Origin of the sequence: Streptomyces drozdowiczii, from assembly GCF_026167665.1 — a bacterium.
GTDB classification, from domain to species: Bacteria; Actinomycetota; Actinomycetes; order Streptomycetales; family Streptomycetaceae; genus Streptomyces; species Streptomyces drozdowiczii_A.
The window spans coordinates 7,249,291-7,267,765 of record NZ_CP098740.1 but is presented as its reverse complement, the minus strand read 5'-3'; the positions used below and the strand labels follow the sequence as shown (position 1 = coordinate 7,267,765).

Genomic DNA, 18,475 nt, shown 5'->3' with positions numbered 1-18,475 from the left:
CGAATGCGGGTGAGGGAGTGGGGCGGCCGGCCTCTTGCCGATGCTGCGGCCGCCCCGGCGAGGGCTCCTTCGCTGCAGCAGAGGGCCGAGTTGAGGACCCACCGTGCCGTCCCGGCAGGGCCGGGGCGGCACAGAAGGCGGTCAGAACGGCGCGTCGTGGGAGCCGGATGAAGGGGCCGAGATGCTGGCCCAGGGGTCGAAGACCGGTCCCACCGGGCGCGGCTCGACGGGCGCGTCGACGCCGTCCAGGTCGTCCTCGTCGTAGGCGTCGGCGTCCTCACACGCGGTGGAGCAGTACTTCCCAGAGGAGAAGAAGGGGGCGCCACAGTTGGCGCACTCGTTCTCTTCGTCGTCACAGACCTTGGACCAGTCGATGATCACGCTGGGGTCGATGCAGGCCGCGCAGCGGCCGTCGGCCTGGTCGACGACGCCGTTGCAGCCATCGCCGCAGAACTGCCACCCGAGCGCGGTGCACCCGCAGGAACAGAGCACCTTCGGCGCATCCGTCGGCGGGGGCGGCACGGGCCGGGTGAGGACCTGCTCCAGGACCTCCCACAGCCGCGTGTTCGGCCCGAACTCGGGATCCACCACAGTCACGTAGTGGGACCCGGCGATCGCGTCGACTGCTTCCGGGGCGCAGCCACGCCACATGAAGTCCAGGTCTCCCATGCTCAGGGCCGTGCCGAAGCTGGTGTTCGGCTTGCCGCCGCGGGTCGTGACGGTGACGGCGTCGCTGCCCCACGCATTCAGCAGGCTGTGCAGCTGTACCTTGAGGTCGGCCTTCTCCCCGGCGTCGATCAGCGCAAGGAGCAGGGCCCGGTCGGCGATGAACCCCTCGACGGCGGCGCGCTGCTCCCAGAGCTGGCCGTCGAATCTCGTGTCGGAGGAGCCGGGCTGGCTGCCGATGGTCAGGTAGCCGGCGCGGTTGGCGGCAGCGAGCACCCCGGTGAAGGGCAGGGTCTCCTCGTCGGGGCCGTAGCGGGGCTGGTAACCGGGCCAGCTGCCGATCTCGCCTTCCAGCCATAACGCCATCAGCTCGGTGACGGCGGGGAACGAGGAGGCGTTCCTCCACTTCCTCTTGTCGGAGCGGCTCATCCACGGGAGCTTCATCAGGGCGTCCTCCTGGACGTCGTTGAGTATCGGAGAGAAAGAGGGCCGGTCGGCCACCACCGGCCCCGGGCGGTGGGCTCGGGGACGGTAGAAGCGGGCCGGGTCAGCGGGTGAAGAGGCTGATGACGTCGTCGACGGGGGAGGCGATCAGGTCGCCCGGCCAGGACCCGCTACGTGGCAGGTGCGGACGGCGCGCTCCCTCGACGTTCCCGGGTCCTGGCGGCCCCGAAATCGGCTTGCGGTCAGGCGCGGTAGACGGGCGGTCGGGCGCCAGCACGGAGTTCGCGGATGATCGAGCAGGGGCCCTTGGTGGCGCAGTACGCGTCGTCGGTGTCCGGCAGGGCGTTGCCAGTGGTGCCCCACATGTCGCGGGCGACCGCGTTCACGGCGCGCAGCATCTCGCCGTTGTTGGGTCGGCAGGCGCTGTTCCTGTCGCCGACGCCGTGCCGGGCGGCGCTGATGATGTGCTGGCGGGCCTGGCGGGCGGCCCACCGGCGGCTGCCGGGGCCCTTGTTCTCGTGGACGTGGCCGCTGTCGTGGAAGGTGTCCATGTGGCAGGCGGTGCAGTGGTAGGTGACCATCTGCTTCGGTTCGCCGCCGGGGCTCCACATGCCCTCGAACTCGTAGACGATGACCTCGGCGCCCGGCGTCTCGGTGTGGGCGAAGGCGGTGACGAGGCCGACGCCGTCCGCGACCGCGCCGCGCCATTCCTGGTTCCAGAAGACGCGGGGGAGGAAGTCGTCCCAGGCCTTGCCGTGGGGCCACTGGGCGTACGTGACGCCCTGTGAGGCGTCGAAGGTTGCCTTGCCGTCGGCGTTGTCACGCTTGTACTGCTCGATCTGCTCGATCGGCCCGAAGTACGTCGCGCTGAACTCCTCGGACTCCAGGAAGATCAGCCCGTACCCCTCGGGTCGGGTGTCGTGGCCGTTGTCCTTCAGTATTTCGACCATGCCCTGGTAGCCGGGGTTGCCGGGCGTGATGGTGCCGACGAGGGGCAGCCGGTAGTAGTCGCAGCTCGTGACGTGAGCCGGGTTGTTCTCACTGACGTTGTGCGCGGTGCCGTACGTGTTCGTGATCGTGATGCTCATGCGTGGGTGTCCTTCCTGGGGGCGGCTGGCTGGTGCCAGTGCGCTGGTTCACGAGGTGGCCCCTGCGAGTGCAGAAGGTCGGGCGCTGCGGCTAGCTGCTGAGCCTGCAGCGGCAGTTGGGGCCGTGGTTGGTCGCGAGGTCGTGCAAGTCCTTGATGGACAGGTCGCCGAGGGTGGAGCCGTCGACCTTGAGGCCGTTGAGGTTGCCGGCGGGGAGCTTGTCCGTGGCGAACTGCCAGCCGTCCGAGAGGACGGCGGTGCCGCCCTGGAGGTGAAGCGTGCCGGGCCGAGTAACCTGCTGGCGGCGTTCCTGCGTCGCCGCCTGTTCCTGTTCCTGGCGGGTCTGGCGGCGTGCGCGGGACGTGCGGTCGAACGACTTGTTACGGGTTACCTGCTCGGTCTGCTGGAAGGCGCCGGAAGCGGCGTACCTTTCCTCCTCGGTCTGCATCCGCGAGAACTTCTTGCTCGGTCCGAAGAGGCCCATGGCTGATCTCCTTCTGGGCGTGGGATGGGATGTGCGGGTCAGGCGGCTTTGGCGACCGCGGGCGCTATGTAGGTGCTGGGGTCGGCCGGCGTGCCCTCGTGGCACTCCAGGCAGATCCCGAGCGAGGTACGGAGGCAGTAGAAGTAGCGGCGCATGCACTCGGGGCAGGTCTGGCGGGCCGCCATCGCCCGGTCCAGCGCCTGCTCCTGGGCGAGCGTCGGGGTCCGGCGGGGCTTGGCCTTGGCGATCTCGTAGAGGAAGCCGTTCTTTGGACCACGGGTCTCGACCTCGGCAACGACCTGCTGGCCGCCAGGACGCAGCCCCATTGCCCTCAACTGCCGTTTTGTGGCGAGCCCTTGGGGTGCTTGGTTCCGCTTGTAGACGGGCAGGCAACCGTTGCCGGAGTCGTGCGGGCCGGTGGCGGCCAGGTCGTCGTTGGCGTCGTGGGCGTGCACGGGTGCCTCCCCCGGAGTCAGTGGGTGGTCTCGCTCGGTGCACCACCACCATGCTGTAAAGGGGTTTACTGTGTCAACGGGTTGCCAGGCGAAAGACGTTGACAGGATGGAGGGTTGGCTTGATCCTCGTAGGCATGACGAATTCGGATACTTCCGCTACCTCGCACGTGGGGGTCACGGAGATCGGGGAGATGCTGGGCGTCAGCCGCCAGCGGGCGAATGTCCTCGTTGCCAGGCCGGACTTCCCGGCGTGCTTCGCACGAACGAAGGCAGGCCGCGTGTGGGAGCGGGCGGTCGTCGAGAAGTGGGCAAAGGGATGGGACCGTACGAACGTCGGCGGCCGGCCGCCGAGATCCGCCCCGCAGCAGTAGCAGCACGCAGACCGGCCCCGAGCTGAAGTGCGCCGCACGGATCATCCGTGCGGCGCACTTCTGTGTCCAGCTGGTGCGTCTCAAAGGGGCGGCGGTGCCGGTGGCCAGACGGGGTGACCAGTCTGGCGGTGAGAGCGAGGAACCCCTACCGGATGCGAGGGCTGCGCATCAGCAGGGGCGGTTGCAGGTGTGGGTTCCGTTCGGCATCTGGGCGATGGCGGCGAGTTCCTGCCCGGTCAGGTACAGGCGGTCCGCGAGAACCTGGGCAACGGCGGTGATGGCGTCCCAGTGGTGGGTGATGGCCTGGTCGGCGAGGTTGTGAGCATGGCAGTAGTCGGAGGCCCCGCCGTTGAATCCGGCGTCGGGGCAGCCGGCGAGGAACGCGGTGCGGTCTGCGTACGCGCAGAGTTCGACGCCGACCGCACGGTCCGGGGTCCAGAGGTTGTTCTGGCGGAGCCAGTGGTCCTCGGCGCGTTCCCCTGCGGCGAAGACCATGGCGTAGTCGTTGCCGTGGTGGAGTCCGCAGCCGGTGACGGCGCCAGAGGATCTCATGCTGGCGCCGGTGGCAGGGAGGCTGTCTGCGGTGCTGGGGGGCGCGAGTTGGGCGTGGTGGATGTGGCCGCCGGCGGCGAGGCTGGTAATGGCGTGGGCGGCTTCGTGGTGGGCGCGGAGGGTGTGGCGGTGGTGGCTGGGGAGGTCGCCGAGGTAGTCGCTGCTGTTCTGGGTGTTGAGGGGGCTGGTGTTTCGGGTGGGGTAGGGGACGCCGTTGATCGTGATGTCGTCGTACCAGGTGATCAGGTCGGTGCTCACGGGGCGGGGTCCTTTCGGGTGGGTTGTCAGGCGGTCGGCTTGGGCCTGGCCCTGCGGCACCGGGGTGCGGGGCGACGGGTGTGGATGGGAGTGCGGGGCGACCGGTTGGTCGGTGGTGAAGTCGGAGTCGGCCGTCTGGTCAGTGGGGTGCGGGGGCTAGGGTGCGGCCGTCGGAGGCGACCAGGCGGAGCTTGGGGAATGCCTTGACCGGCGTGGTGCCGGGGACCGATGGCCATTGGTCCGCGGACAGCCCGTGGGAGGGCGGCTCCCATGTGGGGCAGCGCTTGATGACGTCCATGGCCTTGGCGTATCTCGCTTCCCAGTTCCAGGTGAAGAACAGGGGCAGCAGGCCACCGGTGTTGGGAATCGGCTCGGGCCGCTTGGTGGCGCTGTGCTCGGCCCGCTGGGCGATCGGTGTTGCGTAGGCCCGACAGCGCGGCCGGTTACAGAACCCCCAGAACCTGGCCCACCCGGTGTGCGGGTCGAACTCGCAGAAGCCGTGCACCACGCCGCGTCCGCAGAGCCGGTCCACTTTCACCATGGGGGCCTGGCAGCCGCGGGGCTCGGCGTGCCAGTCGTGCTCGTAGCGGGGCACGTCGTCGGCGAGGAGCTGCCACATCCGCCGGTCGTCGATGTTGAGGATGTCGCGCGTCCTGGTCCAGACACCCTGTTCGGGGTGATGGCGGCGTGGGTCGCGGAGGGTGGCCCAGCCCAGCGCGAGGACCAGGTCACGGGTGCCGGCCGGGATGCGGCGTTCCTCGTAGACGCGGGCGGCGAGCTGGTCGTAGCGGACCATTGCCTCACGGTCGGTCGCGGTCACGGTGCTCCCGGGACAGCGAGAGGCATCTGCGTGACGGTGGTGGTGACTTCCACCAGCTGATGCTCGTAGTGCGGCCACCGCTGCCGTGCCTCAGCGAGATGGGCGAGGGCCTCGGACTGGTTGGTGCAGGACCAGCGGACGCCGATGCCCGCCGTGCCCGGCTGCCACACGTCGTCCTCGCACTCTCGGTACTCCAGCCGGTAGGTGACCCGGACGTGCGGGGCGTCCGCGTCGGCGAGGTACTGCTGTTCGCGCGCGATCATCCCGGCGTGCGCGTGGATGCGTTGGCGGGCGGTGTCCGCGTCCAGCCCGGCCTGCAGCAACAGGTTGAACAGGACGGTGCCGGGGTGCTCCTGTGGTCTGCGAGGAGTGGGCGACACGGTAGGGGTGACGGACTCAGTGATCACGAATCCTCCGAGGAGATCCGGTGCGAAGGGGAGTTCAGGCCGGTCGGCCTGTCCGACCCTTGCCCCGTCCCGCGGCTGCGGGACGGGGCAAGGACCAGGCGGAGCGACCGGGTCAGTGGTTCAGGTGGCGGACGTTGTCCGGGGCGGAGCCGTCGGACTGGGCGGGGATGTGGATCTGAGGCTGGAGGGTGACCTGCGGGGCGCCGGTGTGCACGGAGGAGTGGAACTGCGGGCGGAGGCTGAGCCCGCGCAGGGCGAGGGCTGATGCGGTGGTCCAGGCGAGGACGGCGATGGCGGTAGCGACGGTGCGGGAGGTGTCCGGGGTGGTCGTCCAGACCATCGCGATGCCTGCGAGCCCCCAGCATGTCCAGGTGAGCCGGATCCCGTTGTTGCGGGTGATGAACCCGGCGAGCAGGGAGAACAGGCCGGTGATCTGCCACAGGGTGTAGACGGTGGAGGCGGTGATGGGCAGGCCGGCGGTGTGGGCGGCGATGTAGGAGCGGACCGGGTTGTCGATCGTGGCCCAGACGCCGGTGGAGGTGTTGTTGCCGACCTGGACGTCGGGGACGGCGGTCAGGATGCGGTGCGCGGTGTCCAGCAGGACGCCGACGGCGCCGTTGAAGAGCAGGATGACGAGCGAGGCTCCGGCGATGGCGGCGACGGCCTTAATCCAGTTGGCCATGCCGTGCCATCCCGCTCCGGGTGCGCGCCGCACGTCCTCCCACTTCTCGTGGAGGGTGCCGCCCTCGTCCCACGCTTCACTCCACCAGGCGCGGGCTGCGGCAAAGCGGTCCTTGTTGGGCTTCGTCGGGTGGTCGTTGTCGACGGCCTGGGCGGGGTCGTTGGGTGTCACGGCGGGGCTGCTCCTTCAGGGGCGGTGGTAGAGGCCGGGCGGCCTGGCACGCACCCGAACCGTTCGCGGTCGGGTGCGAGGCAGGTGGTCCGGAGCGGTGGGTCAGATGCTGCGGGCGTGGGCGAGGTCGGCGGCCTGACCGAGGAGACGGATCGGGACGCGGCCGTCGCTGCCTTTGTGGGCGTCGTTGAAGGCCACCGCGGACTGGAAGCGGTCGCCGAACTGGCGGCGGATGGCGTCCAGCAGCACGTCCATGGCGGCCATCTCCAGCCGCAGGTCGAAACGCGCTTCGGTTCGGACCGCGCCGAACAGGCACAGGGCTCCGTTCTCGTCCTCGAACCGTCCGGCGCACCAGCCGCCGGTGAGCAGCCGGTGGTGGGCTCGCTGCAGGAGGGCCGCGACCGGCGTCGGGTGCGGAGTCGGTGGCTGGAGGGTCGGGGTCAGCGGGAGAGTGACGAGGTCGGCCAGGTCGACGGGCTCGGTGGTGATGTGTGCGGTGTTGACCTCGTAGGCAACGGCGGCTTCATCCAGCCGGGCGGTCATCTCCGTGTTGGCGAGGGCGAGCCGTTCGTCGAGGGATAGGGCCGGGGCGGGGGTCGGAGTGGGGGAGAGCGTGGTGTGGGGCATCGGGGGCTCCAGGCAGGGCACGGCAACGGGAGCCGCCGTAGGGGGTGTGGGTGGCGTCCTTTGGGCAGGGTGGTGAGGTGTGGCGGACGGGCCTGTGCAGCTCGTCCGGCCTGGGTGCGTTGTGCTGGTGCGCTGGGCGGGCAGCCCCTGTATGCGGGCAGCCTGGGCTGGGAGGGGCCGGGATGGATTTCGTCTTCTTGTGCGGCTGGTGCGGGGAGGAATGCGTGATGTTCTGTCCGCGCGCGGGGTTCTGGGGGACTCGTTTCGAGGATCCGGGGGAGTTCGACTGCTGGTCGTGCGGGGGCACGAGCACGACGCCGGACGGGCCGTGGACGCCCGCCGACTGACTGCCGGCGGGCGGGTGATCGGTAGGGGCCGACCGCGCTCGGGCGACTGGCCCCAGGGGTGCGCGTGTGTGTCAGATCCCGGAGAGGTTCTTGATGGCTTCCAGGGCCTGGCGGGGTGAGGTGACCGTGTCGCGGCGTGTGGCGGGCTTCCCTCCGCCGTTGCGCCCCTGACCGCCGCGCTTCTTGGGCGCCTCGATGTCGCTGTCCTCGTCGTCGGGTTCGGGGCCGAACTCACCGGGCCGGGGCGGTTCGGTCCAGTCGAACCACAGGTCGCGCGCTTCGAGTTCGCGGATCTCGTGGTCGGTGAGGGTGGCGACGGTGTCGGGGAAGAAGCCGTCGATGCCGGCCTTGAAGTCCATGTAGAGCGTGCGCAGGACATCGGGCTGTTTGCCCTCGATGATCCATCCGGCGCCGCCGGTGTTGGAGTCGGAGGGCGGTTCGGGCTGCCCGGCCATCACCCGCTCGATCCGGCCGGCTTCCTCCGGGGAGAAGCTGCGGGGGAGGGGGTCGGGGGTGTTCTCGGAGGGGATGCCGAGGGCTTTGAACATCTCGCCGACCTTCTTCGGCGCGACCTTCAGTACGACGGGGATGCAGTTCTCGCGCAGGTTCTCGCAGAGCAGCTGCGTGAACCCGTCCTGGACGTAGATGGACTGGCCGGCGACTTTGAGCCCGACGCCGTATTTGCGGCCCTTGACCGAGACGAGCTCGGCAAGGTCCATGATCTCCGGGCCGTAGTCGCCGTGGCGGGCGGCGGAGAGGAACTCGTCGAGGTAGGCGGAGAGCATCCGGTAGGGGCAGCCGGGCCGGGTCGGGTCCCACTCGTGGATCTGGCCGTCCTCCCAGATCATTTCGCCGCGGATCTCCATCAGCGCGTTCATGACCCGCAGGAGCCGGATCATGAACAGGGCGCCGACGCCGTAGCGGGCGGTGTGCTCGCCCAGGGCCAGGGTCTTCTCGTCCGGTGCCTCGGTGGCGAGCATGACCACGGCCCCGAACAGGGCGTCGGCCGCGACGTGCAGGGCCATCAGCTGGGTCTTGCCGCCGCCGGAGGGGGCGACGAACAGGCCGTGGGCTGCGCCCCGGTCGGTGTAGACGCGGTTGCGGGCGGGCTGTCCGTTGCCGAGGTAGCCGGTCACCCACCGCCCGTCCTTGTCCGGGGTCAGCAGCTCCCGCGTGGCGGGGAAGACCTGGGCGAGCGGGCTGGAGTCCCACAGGGAGACCAGGACCTGGCTGCCGTCGACGGTGACGAACAGCCGGCCCTCGTCGTACTTCGTCTTCAGTGCCGCGGCCAGGGCGTGCTGGTTGACGCGCGGCTCGCCCAGCTCGTCGGGGACCTGGGCGATGTAGTGCGTGACGCGGCGGCGCTCGTCGCGGACCTTCTTGACGAATTCGGAGCCGGGGACGCCGCCGCCGGCGGCGCCGATACGGTCGGCCCACCACTCCTGGGCGGTGGGCGCCTTGCTGCGGCGCTCGTTCAGGTCGGGGGTGACGTGGACTTCCTTCCAGCCGGGGCCGCCCTCTCGCCCGTACTGCCGGGCCACGTCCTCGATGCGCACATCGCTGACGTCGACGCCGAACGCGGCGGCGACGGCCTCCTGGGTGAGGCCGGAGACCGGGCGCCCGGCCTCGGCCGCGCGCAGCAGGAGGCTCAGGTCGTGTGGCATGCCCGCGTGCGGGGTGGCCTTGGCGACGATGGTCCGGCCGGGCATGCCGCGGGCCTCCCACAGCTGGCGGACCTGCCGGGTGAAGGAGTCGGCGCCGTCGGCCGGCTGCGTCAGGACCGGCTCGGGGGCGGCGGGGTGGAGCTGTGGTGCGGGGGCCGGGCCGGCGAGGGCGGGGCGGTGATGGCGGCGGGTGTGCCGGGAGAACGGCATCACCGCCCATCCGGCCGCAGCCCAGGCTGCGGCGAGGATGCCGTCCAGGCACCACGGTCCCCAGCCGATTGTGTTCCTCGCGGCGATATCGACGGCGGCCGCGAGGACCAGCGGCGACCAGCGCAGGATCTTGCGGCCGGCGCCGGACTCGTCGCTCTTCACGGCCAGCACCCAGCCGCCGATCCCGGCGGCGCCGGCCAGCTGGACGACGGTGTTGACGGGACTGTCGGGGGAGAGGTTCGGGGCCGCGGCGAGAACCGGCGCGGCCAGGCTGTAAAGGGTGCGTTCCAGGACGACGCTGCGCGGCACGGACACCGGGGTTCTCCTTCTGGATGTGGTGAAGGGGCGGACCGCCGTCATGGCGGCCGGCCCTTCAGGGGGCTGGGGTGGGTGGGGTCAGTGGGCGAAGAATCCGGGCTTGGGGGTGCGTTCCTTGCGGCCGGAGCGGATGGTGTCCAGGCCCTCGTACAGACGCGCGTGAGTACGGCGGGTGTCGTGGGCGAGGCCGGAGACCTCCCGGGCCGTCTCGTGGAGGTTGCGCACCTCGACGGCGGCGCCGCCCAGGGCGAGGGAGACCTGGTTGGTCATCTCCACGAACGTCTTGTCGAGTTCGGCGTTCGCGATGTCGACGGCCAGGCCCTCGGAGCGCTGCGCGTTCATACGCATGCTCCACTGGAGCCTTTCGAGTTCGTTGCTGGCCATGTCCATGGCCGTGCCCAGTGTCCTGAGTTTGTGCTGGACAGCCTTGTACCGGTTGTCGCCGTCGGTCGGGGCTGCTGCGCCACCCTCGGGGTGAGGGGTGAGGTCGCTCATCAGGGCGTTCCCTTCTGCTAGTCGTGGTGGGTGGCGGAGGAGGCGTTGGTCAGACCGGCGTTGTCCATGGCGTGGATGTCCTCGCTGTAGGTCCGGCCGACCGCCGTGGCGGCGGTCAGGGCGGCCTCGGCGGCGTCGTCGCACGCCGCCGCGCACCGTTCGGCCAGTGCCTTCATGCGGGATGCCGCGTCGGCCAGGTCCGTGATCTGGCTGACGACCCGGGTGTCGATGTTGTGGTCGCCGCCCAGGTCCGTTGCCATGTCCCGCAGCGCGTTGGAGACCTTGCCGAGCGCGCCGGCCAGGCTCTGGGCGTGGTCCTTGTCCCTCCCGGCGTCGACCGCGATGTTCACGATGTCCGTCAGGTACTCGCCGAACGTGATGTCGGTACGGTGCTGGGCCGCCATACCTGTCTGGGTCGGGACGGGTTTGCTGACCTGGGATGCCACGGGTTCCTCCTGTGCGGTGGGGCGGGTCGTGCCGGGTCGCTGGGTGTGCGGCTCCGGGGCCGGGGGGAGGCCCTTGGCGCCCGGTGTCAGGGCCGACGGCTGGTCAGGAACGATGTCCGCGTCGACGATGTCCTCCTGATGCCGGGCGTCGCGGCGCGGCGGGCGGTCGTAGCCGGGGGCCACTGCGGGGTTTCCCTGCGGTTCCCCGCCCATCCCGGGCCCTCGGCCGAGGCGCCGCCGGCGCCCGCCCCAGGACCGTTCCGCGAGCCGCCTGACGGGCGCTCAGCCCGCTCGGACCTACCTCCCGGACCCGATGGCCGACGCTGCTCCTTCGGGCCGCCTGAGGGACGCTTGGGGCCGTTCCTGGGGTCGTTCTTCGGGGCCCTCGCCCCGGTGCCCTTTCCTGCACGGTGCGCGGCGTTCACGCAGCGGCGGCAGCGGCACTGATGCTCGACGTATGCCTCCGCGCTCCCATGCCGTACCCCGGGCGGGAGGTCCTTCGCCTTGCCGTACCGGACGGTGCGGTCCCGTTCGTCCTTGCTGCCCGGGCCACCGCCCGCGCCCGGGCCTGGGGCCTTCCCGCCGCCGCTCCCGGTGCCCTTCGTGCGCTCGGGTGTCTTCTTGCCGTCGCGCTTGGACAGGTCGACCTTCCGGCCTCCTGTCCGGTCATCTGTCCTTGACGCCGGCGGCTTCGGAGCCGGGGCTTTCGGCGCTGGGGCCGGGGCTTTGGGGACTGGCGGCTTCGGCGCGGGCTGCCTCGGAGCCGGAGCCTTCGGCCCGGGCGGCTTCGTGGCCGGTGCCGGGGTCTTTGGACCGGGCGGCTTCGGCGCAGGCGGCTTTGGAGTCGGAGCCTTCGGCGCTGGAGCCGGGGCTTTGGAGGCGGGCGGCTTCTGAACCGGCGCGAGCGGCTTCGGGGTCGGGGCGGTCGGCTTGGGCTGCTGCCTGGGAGCGGCTCCCTGTGAAGCGTTCTTTCGGCCACCCTTGTCCGCGCCCAGGCCGGACCCGCTCCTGCCACGGGCGCCCGCCTGGTCGGCGCGTGCCTTCAACTGGGCCGCCCGGAGCTTGTTCTGCTGTTCCAACAAGCCGACTTCCCGGGCCGTCCTCGCATTCAGCAGCTCTACTTTTCGGGCGATTTCCGCCTCGCGAAATGGCGCCTCGCCCTCAAAGCGCGCCTGCCCAAGAGAGATCCGGTATTCGAGCCAGTCACCCAGCCTTTCCGCCAGGGACCGGCGGTGAACATATTCGCTTTCGTCAGCACCGCCGGATTCTTCGTCGATTTCGGGGTCCGGAACCCCTTCCGAACGAAGGGCCATTTCCGGATCCATGGGGCGCGGGATTACCGGAAGCTGCAGGGTGATTTCCTCCGGGGCCTGTGGAGGTTCCTCCCGCACCGAAGGAAAAAGGCGTCCGGGATCCGGAAGTTCGGGTGGCTGATTGAGAACATCGGGTGCTGCGGGAAAGGCGATGAGCTGGGCGTCGGTGTCGTCGTTCGACACGAGATGCTCCCTCCCGAGGGGTTGACAAGGAGTGACGGCCTCGCGTACGCGTGTGCGCGCCTGGGCGTGTGGGCGCCTGGGCGCCTGGGCGTTGGGGACGCGCCGAGGGCCGCCGCTCAGTGAGCGGCGGCCCTCGTGGACTCGCCAAGTGGTTACGCGGTGTGCTTGAGGTAGAGCGCGTGCAGGTCGTGGGCCAGTGCACGCAGGGCCGCGGTGTCGCCGCGCTTGAGCGCTTTCCTGCCGTGCGTCTGAACCAGCATGACGAGGAAGTAGAAAGCGCCGAGGTCCTCGCCGTGTTTCTCAATAAACGCGGTCCGTTGAGCGAGAAGATATTCCCGGGACCGTTGCGTCTTGAGTTCGGATTTCAGGAGAGGCCTCGTCACGCCGACCGCCTGTCGAGGTCGTAAATCGACGCAGGACCACCATAGCCGGGATTCCGGCCGGTGTCACGCTCTTCTCCGCGATGGGGTGCGGCCTGGAGGGGCTGCGGGTTCTTCTTACGCTGCTTTTCGAGTTCCTTTTCCTTTCGCGTCTTGCCGGTATTCACGACGGTTTCGTCATGGGCGCGGCGCTTATAGGCGCTCTTCTCCAGGCCGTCCGTGAGGGAATTGACGCTCTTGAGAACGTCCCTGAGGGCCCTTTCGACGGGCAGGGCACGCAACCGGGCGTGGTACCAGCGGTCACCCTCCACGCCGACGCCACGGCAGTGCACACGGGTCTCACGCTGGAGGATCTCCAGGTTGGCGCCCATGTCGAGCAGGACGCGCTGCATGTCGGCGAGGTAGCGGGCGGTGGCCTCCGCGTTCTGCGCGACGTCGCGCAGGGGCGAGTGGTTCGGGTCGTTGCTGTTCACGAGCTCGGCCTCCAGGGGCGGTCGGTTCTGCTGTACTGGTGGAGGTGACTGCTTCCGGCAGTCGCAGCAAGGGCCAGCCCGCTTCCTTCGGGCTGGCCCTCACTGGTGTGTGCCGGACGGGGGTCAGGTCAGGTACTTGTCGGCGTCCTCGGGCCGCAGCAGGCCGGTCTCCTTCAGCAGCCGGACCGCGCGGGGCTGGTTGACCGAGAGGTCGGTACGAACCCGGTAGAGGGTGACGTAGCCGTCCTCGTCGCGCGGGAGCGCCTGTACGAGCGGGAGGAGTTCAGCGTCCGTCCGGGCGGGCGTGCCGGGGCGGTCCGTTCCGCCTGTACGGCCCGTCCCTCCGGTTCCGGTTGTACGGGAGTGACCGGTCGTCGTACCGGGACGCCCACCCTGTACGGGCTCACGGTCAGGCTGTGTACGGACGCTGACCGCACCGACGCGTCCCTGTACGGCTGCATGAGTCGTACCGGTACGCCTCGGGGTCGCTGCACCTGTACGCGCCGCCCCGTCCGGGGTGGTGTGTACGCCGTATGTACGGTCGCTGTACGAGCTGGTCAGCGCCCCTTCACCCGCGTCGTGGTGCGAGGGGTGGGAGGGGGCGTGAGCCGGGTCCGTACTGTCGTGTCCGACGCCCGTACCGTTCGGTCGTCCGCCGTCGTTCGCGGCGTACAGGCCGCCGCGTGCGGGCTGCGTACGGCCGGACGTCACGCTGTCCGTACCGTCCGTCCTGCGGTGCGTACCGGTACGGGCGGGCGTTCCGTTTCCGCCGTGGCCGTCCGTACCGTCGTTGTGCATGAGGGTGTGTACGCGCCAGATGACGGCCACGAAGATGAGCACGACGAACGTGGTCAGCTGCCAGGGAGCGGACTGGCCGTCCTGGACGATGTGGGCCTGTTCGGACAGGTGGTAGGTCACGTTCGCCGACGCCATCAGTGCGAGCGCCGCCGGGATGTCCCGCTTGGCGCGGAACGCGGTGACGCAGTAGACGTCGATCGACACGGGCAGGAGCGGGGCGACGTACTCGTTGATGCCGACCATGCGGGCGAGCTCGTACTCGCCGGAGGCGGCGAGCCCGACGCCGGCGGCCAGTGCGACCCACGGCGCCGCCTTCCACAGCTTGCCGCCGAGGTTCTGGCGCCAGCCGCGCCATTTCGAGGCGGCCTGCTTGGCCTCGCGGGCCTCGGTCAGCAGCCGGCGGGCGCGGGCCTCGTCGGCCTGCGCCCGCTCGGTGACGGCCGCGGCCTTGCGTTCGGCCTCGGCGGTGATGCGTGCGGCCTCTTTTTGGGCGGCCGCACGCAGCTCCTGGGCAACGGTCGTGGCCTCGGTCCGCAGCTTCTCGCGCTGCTGGTCGCACGCCGTTTTCAGTCCGGCGAGTTCCTCGGCCAGGGCCTTGCGCTTGGTGGCGGCCTCGCTGTCGAACTTCTCGCCGAGCTCGCGCAGCTCGGCGCGCAGCTCGGCGCGGGCCGTCTCCGCCTCGGTCTGGACGGCGGCGACGTGGGCGTCGGCCTCGCGGCGCCGTTCGGCGGCGGCCTCGACCGCGTCTGCGTACAGCGCCTCCGCCTCGGTGCGCCGGGCGTCGTACTGCTCGGCGGCGGCCCTGGCGAGCTGGGCGTGCCGCTCGCGGGCCTGCTCGACCTCCTTGTGGGCGGCGGCGAGCAGGGTGTCGGCCTCCTCCCGGGCGCGGGCGAGGATCTGCCCGGCCTCGGTGCGGCGGGCCTCGACCAGGGCGCCGATCTCGGTGAGGTCGGCCTCGGCCAGGCGCCGCAGTTCGGCAACCGCCAACGCGGTGGCCTGGTGCTCGGCGGCGGCCAGCTCGGTCAGCTCCACTACCTGCGCTCGCGCCTGGGCGAGGAACTCGTCGGCGCGGTCACGGGCTTCGGCCAGGAGCCGGTCAGCCTCGCCGCGCAGCTTCTGCGCCTCCTCGCGCAGCGTCTCGGATTCGGTGGCGGCCGCGGCCCGCTGGGCGGTGGCCTCCTCCTGGGCGCCGGCGGTGAGGGCCTCGGCGCGCGTGTGCGCGTCGGCCAGCAGGACGGCGGTCTGCTCGTGCGTGTCGGTGACGGTGCGCGCCGCCCGCTCTTCGGCCTGCGTCTGAAGGACGAGGGCCTGCTCGCGGGCGGTGTCGACGATGTCGGCAGCCCGATCCCGGGCGTCCGCGAACCTGGCCAGCGCCTCCCAGTCCATCTCCGGCACCGCCGCCGCCGTCTCCGGGGCCGGGGCCGGGGCCGGGGCCTGAGCGGGCAGGGTGGAGGCGGCGGGCTGCACGACCGTCGTGGCCGGCTTCTTGGTGCGGGCGGTGGCCCTTTTGTTCCGGGTTCGAGTGGCGGCCACGCCGCCTCCTTCCAGTTCGGGTGCCGCCCCGAAGGCCGGGGCGGCAGTTGTGCGGGGTGGGCGGGTTCAGCCGCGCGGGGCAGGCAGCTCGGGCGGCGTGTTGGCGGTGGCATGCTGCTGGGTGAGCCAGGCGAGCGCGGCCGCGGTCATGTCGTCGGCCGCCCGGTCGGTGTGCAGCGGGGCGGTGTCGATGTCACGCATCGCGTCGATCGGCGGCAGCAGCCGCATATATTCGGGCCGCGCGCAGGCGATCAGGCGGCCGGAGGACAGCGCGGTCAGCTCGTACGTGCCGCTCGTCCAGGCACGCGTGACCTTGCAGACGAAGGTGTGGCCGTTCTGCCCGGTCCAGAACATGGCCGGGTCGCGGTACAGGACGTAGTCGCCGTCCTCGAAGACGTTGACGACGAGGTGGTCTTCTCGGTGCTGCTGCGCACGATGACTCCTTCTCGGTGATGTGCGTCCGGACTGTCCGGCTCCCCGCTGCCCTGCCCGCGCCGGCTGGTCCGACGGTGCAGGCAGGGGAGGCAGTCGGCAGGCCGATGCATCAGTGCATCCAGCGGCCGTCCTTGATGACCTGGCGGCCGTCCTTCAGCGTGAGGTCGGTGATGAAGGCCGACAGGGTGGTGCCGTCCAGCACGCGACGGGTGTAGTCGGTCGCCCACACGTCCTCGCCGTCCCGGCGGCCCATCAGATGCACTCGGGTCTTGTAGGCGGGCTCCAGCGCGGCGGCGGCGTTCTCAGCCCGGGACTCGGTGGGCAGCACGATCGAGCCGCAGTTGTCGTTGATGCCGACCAGGAACAGGTCGTGCAGCGCGAAGCCCCGCACATCGAGGATGCTCAGCACAGGCTCGAGCGAGCCGTGGGTGTGGACGTTGTTCGGATGGGTTTTGACCCAGCGGCCGCCACCGAACTTGCTCATGTCGAACGCCATCGTGAACTCCTGTCGTAGCGAGGCGGTCCGGGCTGTCCGGCTCCCCTCGGCCCCGTCCGTACCGGCGCGGGGCCGGGACGGGCGGAGGAGGCAACCGACAGACGGGTCATTCGGCGTTGAGGAGGCGGAACGTCGCGAATGAGGTGGCGTGGGGGTCAGCCGTGGCCATGACGATGCGGTCGGCCTCGTCACCCTCGCCGCGGTTGACGGCGTCGGCGGCCGCCCTGGCTGCGACCCAGTCGATGCACGGGGTGTTCGGGGCGGGGCGGTGCAGCCGGGTGCGCAGCGTGTGCCAGGCCCGGCGGACCGGGTGGGGGCGGCGGGCCCGGTTCACCCGGGCGACGGCGTCTCGGTGTCCGAGCTCGTGGAGGATCTGCTGGGAGTCGTAGTCGGCGGCGGTCCAGCCGTCGCGGCGGATGGTGCGCATGGGCGCCTCCTGAGATGGAGTCGAACCGGGTCGATGCCCGGATCCGGGGATGCGAAGAGCCGGCCGCCCGTGGTGCGGGCGGCCGACCCGGTAAAGCAACTGGGGGCGGGAGCCCAGTTGGTGGTTCCTCCCGCCAGGCGGTCAGCGCTTGCGCCTCTGCTCGGCGAGGTAGGCGTCCTGCAGCCGGGCGAACCGCTCGAACAGTTGGGCGCCGGTCTCACAGTGCTGGCCGCTCCGGCAGGGCGAGCAGGTGTTGCGGTGGGTGCGCCAGGCGGTGCTGGCGGCCATGTATCGGGTGTGGAGGCTGTCAGCCACCGAGGTGTTTCCGATCAGGTTGTGCGGGGTGGATGTCGGTGACGCGGTGGCCTGCCTCCCATGCCTGCGCGGCCGCCGTGGCGGCGGCCGCGAGCAGGATGCGGGTGAGCGGGTGGGCCAGGCCGCGTGCGGTGATGGCCCGGGCCGCGCGTTGCTGCGCGGCCCGGGCGGCTCGTATGTGACGCACGCGGCTCTACTTCTGGCCGGTGCCGCCGCAGGAGGTGCAGGTCTGCATCTCGACGGACTGGTACGGGGTGCCGTCCCCGCCGACGTGGTTGACGGTGACCATCTTCTGTCCAGTCCCGCCGCAGGAGGAGCAGGTCATCGGGTCACCCCCGCCGTGCTCGCGGCCAGCACCGGGGGCGCGACCCCAGGAGGACAAGTGTTGGGGGTGCAGTTCCACCGGTCGCACAGCGGGCACGGGCCGTCTGCCGACCTGAACGTCAGCGGACCGACCATCCTCAGCACGGGCTGGCGCACATAGTCGGGCTGCATCTCGGCGAGCGTGCGACGGGCCCGTCGCCCGGCGGCCCGGGCGCGGGTGTCGCCGTCAGCGACCAGACGGTCGACGAGCTGGTGGTGCTGGTCGGTCTCGTCGCGCTCGTAGCCGCGGGCGTCGTCCTCGCTGCCGATGTCGTCGATCTTTCCGGCACGCGGGGCGACGATGGCGGGGGCGAGGCTGGCGCCGTTCAGAGCGCTGATCGGGGTGAGGGTCGTGGTCATGCCGCGACCTCCCAGCCGTTGCGGGCCCGTCGGGCCGACCGGAGTTCGCGGATCCGTGCCGTGAGGAGGCTGATCAGCACGTTCTGCTCGGCCTGCACCCGGCTGGGCGGGATCCGCTCACCCTCGACCGTGCGGTCGAGGGTGGAGGTGGCCTCGTGCTGGACCTGGGTGACCAGGTCGTTGAGCTCGCGCTGCTCGGTGTCCCGGTCCGCGGCGGTGGCGGCGGCCAGGCGTACGGCGTGGGCGGTGCGGACGGCGGCGAGTTCGGGGCCGGTCAGCCCCGCGCGGACCATGTCGTCCTGGCTGGCGCGGCCGTCGCCGTCGCGCAGGGCGAGCTCCTCGCAGGCCGCCCGGACGGGGCAGCCGGTGCAGAGCCGGATCGCCTCGGCGCGGCGGGCCTGCCACTCGCCGATCGGCTCGCGGTCGGCGCGGAAGAACAGGTCCGGGTCGCCGCTGACGCCGCTGGCGCAGCGAGCGCCGGCGTCGACCGCGGCCTGGAGTACGGCCCGGCGCGTGTGCCGGGCCTGAGTGGATGTCATCCTGTGCATGCGCGTTTGCCCTTCGAGAGAGGGTGAGCTGCGAAGACGCACCCCCGGGGGCCTAAGCCCGGGGGGTGCGTCGTGGTTGGGCCCTGCTGGCCCCCGCCGCCGCCGTACATGTACCGAGGTGCATGTACGGCGGCCACGGGTAGCGCAGGGCTACACGTAGTGGGTATTTGGCTCGGTGATCAGTGGTGTCCCCCTCTGACCCCAGATCTCGTGTGTGTGCGGAATCGCGTGGTGCGCCCTGAGAGATCCCTTCAGGCCGATGTCTGCCGCACACGTTCTTTTGCGTCGCGAGGGTGCCCACCCTCCGCACTAACCACCAGTAATCCGCACCAGGGCAGTTGCTCCC

23 protein-coding genes are annotated in these 18,475 nt (G+C 70.8%); 1 reads left to right on the top strand and 22 read right to left on the bottom strand.

Annotated elements, in window-relative coordinates; all coding sequences use genetic code 11:
- Positions 1-141: 141 nt before the first annotated feature.
- From NEH16_RS32880 to NEH16_RS32825, 12 genes are all read right to left on the bottom strand, one after another.
- Entirely contained in the window at positions 142-1,110 is a 969-nt protein-coding gene (locus NEH16_RS32880; protein ID WP_265546814.1) for a DUF6919 domain-containing protein, read from the bottom strand.
- A gap of 242 nt (positions 1,111-1,352) precedes the next feature.
- The gene (locus tag NEH16_RS32875) at positions 1,353-2,198 is read right to left on the bottom strand and encodes a hypothetical protein (RefSeq protein WP_265546813.1); all 846 of its coding nucleotides are present in this window, start codon (positions 2,196-2,198) and stop codon (positions 1,353-1,355) included.
- Between the two features lie 91 nt (positions 2,199-2,289).
- Positions 2,290-2,682, bottom strand: a complete 393-nt coding sequence (locus NEH16_RS32870; RefSeq protein WP_265546811.1) for a hypothetical protein — start codon at positions 2,680-2,682, stop codon at positions 2,290-2,292.
- Positions 2,683-2,720: 38 nt separating this feature from the next.
- Positions 2,721-3,137 (bottom strand): RRQRL motif-containing zinc-binding protein, encoded by a 417-nt coding sequence (locus NEH16_RS32865; RefSeq protein ID WP_265546810.1) that lies wholly within the window; start codon positions 3,135-3,137, stop codon positions 2,721-2,723.
- Positions 3,138-3,676: 539 nt separating this feature from the next.
- The gene (locus tag NEH16_RS32860) at positions 3,677-4,318 is read right to left on the bottom strand and encodes a hypothetical protein (RefSeq protein WP_265546809.1); all 642 of its coding nucleotides are present in this window, start codon (positions 4,316-4,318) and stop codon (positions 3,677-3,679) included.
- A 139-nt stretch (positions 4,319-4,457) separates the two neighbouring features.
- Positions 4,458-5,138 carry a hypothetical protein gene (locus NEH16_RS32855; protein WP_265546808.1) on the bottom strand — a complete coding sequence of 227 codons (681 nt, stop codon included), beginning with the start codon at positions 5,136-5,138 and terminating at the stop codon, positions 4,458-4,460.
- The gene (locus tag NEH16_RS32850; RefSeq protein ID WP_265546806.1) at positions 5,135-5,545 is read right to left on the bottom strand and encodes a hypothetical protein; all 411 of its coding nucleotides are present in this window, start codon (positions 5,543-5,545) and stop codon (positions 5,135-5,137) included. The genes NEH16_RS32855 and NEH16_RS32850 overlap by 4 nt, the downstream gene beginning before the upstream one ends.
- 112 nt (positions 5,546-5,657) lie before the next feature.
- On the bottom strand, positions 5,658-6,398 hold the full coding sequence (locus NEH16_RS32845) for a hypothetical protein (protein ID WP_265546804.1): 741 nt from the start codon (positions 6,396-6,398) through the stop codon (positions 5,658-5,660).
- 102 nt (positions 6,399-6,500) lie between these two features.
- Positions 6,501-7,025: a DUF6197 family protein gene (locus tag NEH16_RS32840; protein ID WP_265546802.1), complete on the bottom strand. Its 525-nt coding sequence runs from the start codon at positions 7,023-7,025 to the stop codon at positions 6,501-6,503.
- 418 nt (positions 7,026-7,443) lie between these two features.
- The gene (locus tag NEH16_RS32835) at positions 7,444-9,561 is read right to left on the bottom strand and encodes a chromosome segregation protein ParM (RefSeq protein WP_265546800.1); all 2,118 of its coding nucleotides are present in this window, start codon (positions 9,559-9,561) and stop codon (positions 7,444-7,446) included.
- An 81-nt stretch (positions 9,562-9,642) separates the two neighbouring features.
- Entirely contained in the window at positions 9,643-10,059 is a 417-nt protein-coding gene (locus NEH16_RS32830) for a conjugal transfer protein TraB (protein WP_265546798.1), read from the bottom strand.
- Positions 10,060-10,076: 17 nt separating this feature from the next.
- Positions 10,077-10,688 carry a hypothetical protein gene (locus NEH16_RS32825; RefSeq protein ID WP_265546796.1) on the bottom strand — a complete coding sequence of 204 codons (612 nt, stop codon included), beginning with the start codon at positions 10,686-10,688 and terminating at the stop codon, positions 10,077-10,079.
- A 1,049-nt stretch (positions 10,689-11,737) separates the two neighbouring features.
- Here NEH16_RS32825 and NEH16_RS32820 point away from each other — a divergent pair.
- Complete coding sequence (locus NEH16_RS32820) at positions 11,738-12,124, top strand: hypothetical protein (protein ID WP_265546794.1); 387 nt, start codon at positions 11,738-11,740, stop codon at positions 12,122-12,124.
- A gap of 256 nt (positions 12,125-12,380) precedes the next feature.
- Here the strand turns inward: NEH16_RS32820 and NEH16_RS32815 are convergent, their stop codons facing one another.
- The 10 genes from NEH16_RS32815 to NEH16_RS32770 all read right to left on the bottom strand — a co-directional run bounded on the left by NEH16_RS32815 (position 12,381) and on the right by NEH16_RS32770 (position 18,120).
- Positions 12,381-12,854, bottom strand: a complete 474-nt coding sequence (locus tag NEH16_RS32815) for a hypothetical protein (protein WP_265546792.1) — start codon at positions 12,852-12,854, stop codon at positions 12,381-12,383.
- Positions 12,855-12,977: 123 nt separating this feature from the next.
- A complete protein-coding gene (locus NEH16_RS32810) occupies positions 12,978-15,185 on the bottom strand; it encodes a hypothetical protein (RefSeq protein ID WP_265546791.1) in 2,208 nt (735 codons plus the stop codon).
- A gap of 66 nt (positions 15,186-15,251) precedes the next feature.
- Positions 15,252-15,539, bottom strand: a complete 288-nt coding sequence (locus tag NEH16_RS32805) for a hypothetical protein (protein ID WP_265546790.1) — start codon at positions 15,537-15,539, stop codon at positions 15,252-15,254.
- 190 nt (positions 15,540-15,729) lie between these two features.
- Complete coding sequence (locus tag NEH16_RS32800; protein ID WP_265546789.1) at positions 15,730-16,116, bottom strand: hypothetical protein; 387 nt, start codon at positions 16,114-16,116, stop codon at positions 15,730-15,732.
- Positions 16,117-16,222: 106 nt separating this feature from the next.
- Positions 16,223-16,543 (bottom strand): hypothetical protein, encoded by a 321-nt coding sequence (locus NEH16_RS32795; protein ID WP_265546788.1) that lies wholly within the window; start codon positions 16,541-16,543, stop codon positions 16,223-16,225.
- Between the two features lie 141 nt (positions 16,544-16,684).
- Entirely contained in the window at positions 16,685-16,831 is a 147-nt protein-coding gene (locus NEH16_RS32790) for a hypothetical protein (RefSeq protein WP_265546786.1), read from the bottom strand.
- A 19-nt stretch (positions 16,832-16,850) separates the two neighbouring features.
- Complete coding sequence (locus NEH16_RS32785; protein WP_265546784.1) at positions 16,851-17,045, bottom strand: hypothetical protein; 195 nt, start codon at positions 17,043-17,045, stop codon at positions 16,851-16,853.
- Between the two features lie 6 nt (positions 17,046-17,051).
- Entirely contained in the window at positions 17,052-17,183 is a 132-nt protein-coding gene (locus NEH16_RS32780; RefSeq protein WP_265546783.1) for a hypothetical protein, read from the bottom strand.
- Positions 17,180-17,581 carry a hypothetical protein gene (locus NEH16_RS32775; RefSeq protein WP_265546781.1) on the bottom strand — a complete coding sequence of 134 codons (402 nt, stop codon included), beginning with the start codon at positions 17,579-17,581 and terminating at the stop codon, positions 17,180-17,182. The genes NEH16_RS32780 and NEH16_RS32775 overlap by 4 nt, the downstream gene beginning before the upstream one ends.
- Positions 17,578-18,120: a WhiB family transcriptional regulator gene (locus tag NEH16_RS32770; protein WP_265546779.1), complete on the bottom strand. Its 543-nt coding sequence runs from the start codon at positions 18,118-18,120 to the stop codon at positions 17,578-17,580. The genes NEH16_RS32775 and NEH16_RS32770 overlap by 4 nt, the downstream gene beginning before the upstream one ends.
- Positions 18,121-18,475: the final 355 nt, after the last annotated feature.

Bases quoted from the DNA above. Each gene is read 5' to 3' on its own strand.
- NEH16_RS32880 (WP_265546814.1), bottom strand. From the start codon at position 1,110: ATGAAGCTCCCGTGGATGAGCCGCTCCGACAAGAGGAAGTGGAGGAAC.
- NEH16_RS32875 (WP_265546813.1), bottom strand. From the start codon at position 2,198: ATGAGCATCACGATCACGAACACGTACGGCACCGCGCACAACGTCAGT.
- NEH16_RS32870 (WP_265546811.1), bottom strand. From the start codon at position 2,682: ATGGGCCTCTTCGGACCGAGCAAGAAGTTCTCGCGGATGCAGACCGAG.
- NEH16_RS32840 (WP_265546802.1), bottom strand. From the start codon at position 7,025: ATGCCCCACACCACGCTCTCCCCCACTCCGACCCCCGCCCCGGCCCTA.
- NEH16_RS32830 (WP_265546798.1), bottom strand. From the start codon at position 10,059: ATGAGCGACCTCACCCCTCACCCCGAGGGTGGCGCAGCAGCCCCGACC.
- NEH16_RS32805 (WP_265546790.1), bottom strand. From the start codon at position 15,539: ATGTTCTGGACCGGGCAGAACGGCCACACCTTCGTCTGCAAGGTCACG.
- NEH16_RS32800 (WP_265546789.1), bottom strand. From the start codon at position 16,116: ATGGCGTTCGACATGAGCAAGTTCGGTGGCGGCCGCTGGGTCAAAACC.
- NEH16_RS32795 (WP_265546788.1), bottom strand. From the start codon at position 16,543: ATGCGCACCATCCGCCGCGACGGCTGGACCGCCGCCGACTACGACTCC.
- NEH16_RS32790 (WP_265546786.1), bottom strand. From the start codon at position 16,831: ATGGCCGCCAGCACCGCCTGGCGCACCCACCGCAACACCTGCTCGCCC.
- NEH16_RS32780 (WP_265546783.1), bottom strand. From the start codon at position 17,183: ATGACCTGCTCCTCCTGCGGCGGGACTGGACAGAAGATGGTCACCGTC.
- NEH16_RS32775 (WP_265546781.1), bottom strand. From the start codon at position 17,581: ATGACCACGACCCTCACCCCGATCAGCGCTCTGAACGGCGCCAGCCTC.
- NEH16_RS32770 (WP_265546779.1), bottom strand. From the start codon at position 18,120: ATGACATCCACTCAGGCCCGGCACACGCGCCGGGCCGTACTCCAGGCC.